At 71.1% G+C, this 2,330-nt stretch carries 3 protein-coding genes; all 3 read left to right on the top strand.

The features are described from left to right. On the top strand, positions 1-1,091 hold a 1,091-nt coding region (locus tag AC27VN_RS39170; RefSeq protein WP_490880166.1), incomplete at its 5' end, for a sensor histidine kinase. Between the two features lie 77 nt (positions 1,092-1,168). Next, the gene (locus AC27VN_RS39165; RefSeq protein WP_490880165.1) at positions 1,169-2,167 is read left to right on the top strand and encodes a glycosyltransferase family 2 protein; all 999 of its coding nucleotides are present in this window, start codon (positions 1,169-1,171) and stop codon (positions 2,165-2,167) included. Beyond that, positions 2,164-2,330, top strand: a 167-nt coding sequence (locus tag AC27VN_RS39160) for a ChbG/HpnK family deacetylase (RefSeq protein WP_490880167.1), incomplete at its 3' end; no start/stop codon positions are given. The genes AC27VN_RS39165 and AC27VN_RS39160, both read left to right, overlap by 4 nt.

The raw sequence follows: 2,330 nt of genomic DNA, 5'->3' as shown, positions 1-2,330 counted from the left end.
GCGAGACCGTGTTCGAGACGCTCGAGGGCTTCGGCGAGGAACCCACGCGCATGGTCTCGGTGCCGGTGCCCGGCCGCGACGCGACGCTGGCGGTGCAGGTGGCCGGCTCGCTCGACGACATCAACCGCACCGTCGCGATGGCCAGCGTGCTGTTCCTCGTGCTCGGCGGCACGCTGCTGCTGGCGCTGGGACTGGCCGGCACGCTGATCACGCGGCGCGCCTTCCGTGCCATCGACGACGTGGTGCAGCAGGCGCATCGCATCAGCGACGCCAACCTCAGCGAGCGCCTGCCGGCGCCCGGAACCGCCGACGAGGTCGGCCGGCTCGTCGAGACGCTCAATGCGATGCTGGCGCGCATCGAGCACGGCATGGAAGCGCAGCGGCGCTTCACCGCCGATGCCTCGCACGAGTTGCGCTCGCCCCTGTCGCGGCTGCGCACCGAGCTCGAGCTCGCGCTGCGCCGGCCGCGCGAACCGGCGGTCTACGTCCAGACCCTGCGCTCCGCGCTCGACGAGGTGGAATCGCTCTCGCTGCTGGTGGAGGAACTGCTGGTGCTGGCGCGCATCGATGCGGGCCAGGAACGCGAGGCCGCGGAGACGGTGGCGCTCGATCAGCTGGCCGAGGAGGCGCTGCGCCGCCTCGAGCCGATGGCGCGCGAACGCGGCGTCCGGTTGCGGCTCGAGCTGATGGAGCCGGTCGCGGTCCGCGTGGCGCGCGGTGCCGCGAACCTGGCGCTGGCCAATCTGCTCGACAACGCGCTGAAGTTCTCGCCCGATGGCGGCACCGTGCACGTGGACGTGTTCGCACCGCCCGGCGGCGGCGAGGCCGTGGTCCGCGTCGCCGACCACGGCCCCGGCATCCGCAGCGACGAACTGCCGCACCTGTTCGAGCGCTTCTACCGCGGCGCCGGCGCGCGTTCGGACGAGGCCACGCCGGGCCTGGGACTCGGGCTCGCGCTGTCGCAGGCCGTGGTGCAGGTGCATGGCGGCCGCATCGAGGCCATGAACGCGCCGGGCGGCGGCGCGCGCTTCGAACTGCGGCTGCCGCTGGCCGCGACGCCCGCGGAGCCGGTCATGCTGACCCCGCACTGACCGTGCGGAATGGGTCGCTTCGCGTGCATGGGATTGAGTGCTTTCCTATCCACGAGCCCTTAATCTCCAGCCCATCCATGAACGCTCCCCTGCGCGATCTCTCGAACCTGCAACGGCCCCGGACGGCCTCGGTCCCGGGCATCTCGTGCGTGGTTCCTTGCTTCAACGAGGCACGCAACCTCGGCGCGCTGCTGCCGGAACTCGACCAGATGCTGCGCGCCACCCAGTTGCGTTGGGAAGTGATCGTGGTCAACGACGGCAGCACCGACGACACCGATGCCGTCATCGAGCAGTGGTGCCAGCGGCCGGGCATCCGCTGCCTCTCGCTGTCGCGCAACTTCGGCAAGGAAGCGGCGCTGACCGCCGGACTGGGCGCGGCCCGGGGCGACGCGGTGGTGCTGCTCGACGGCGACATGCAGCATTCGCCCGCGCTGGTGCGCGCCATGATCGACCAGTGGCGCGCGGGCGCCGAGGTGGTCTATGCGGTGCGCCAGGACCGCAGCGACGAAGGGCCGCTCAAAACGCTGAGCACGCGCCTGTTCTACAAGCTGCTGAATGCCTCCGACCGTTTCGCGGTGCCCGAGAACGCGGGCGACTTCCGGCTCATGGACCGCAAGGTGGTCGATGCGCTGCTGAAACTGCCCGAGCGCAGCCGCTTCATGAAGGGCCTGTACGCCTGGGTCGGCTTTCGCGCCGTGGCGCTGCCCTACACGCCGGCGCCGCGCGCCGAGGGGCGCAGCCGCTTCAACGCGCGGCGCCTGTTCAAGCTGGCGCTCGACGGCCTGACCTCCTTCACCACCTGGCCGCTGCGCATGGTCAGCGTGGCCGGCCTGATGCTCGCGCTGCCGGCCTTCGGCTACGGCAGCTACGTGGTCCTCGACTACATGTGCTTCGGCAACGAGGTGTCGGGCTGGTCCACCATCGTCGTGAGCCTGATGTTCTTCATCGGCGTGCAGATGATCTCCACCGGCATCCTCGGCGAGTACGTCGCCCGCATCTTCGAGGAGGTCAAGGGCCGGCCCGTCTACGTGGTGCGCGAGCAGCGCGGCCACGGGCTGGAAGCCGAGGAGCCATGAGCGCGACCGCGGCCCCAGCCGCGGCCAAAACGCAACGGCTGTGCATCTGCGCCGACGACTTCGGCATGAGCCCCGGCATCAACGCGGCGGTGCTCGACCTGATCGCGCGGGGCAACCTCTCGGCCACCGGCTGCCTCGTGCTGCGCGAGGCCTGGCCCCGGGG

The sequence above is a fragment of the Variovorax sp. 20P10.2.4 genome (assembly GCF_058244205.1).
This window is presented reverse-complemented; position numbering and strand designations above follow the sequence as displayed.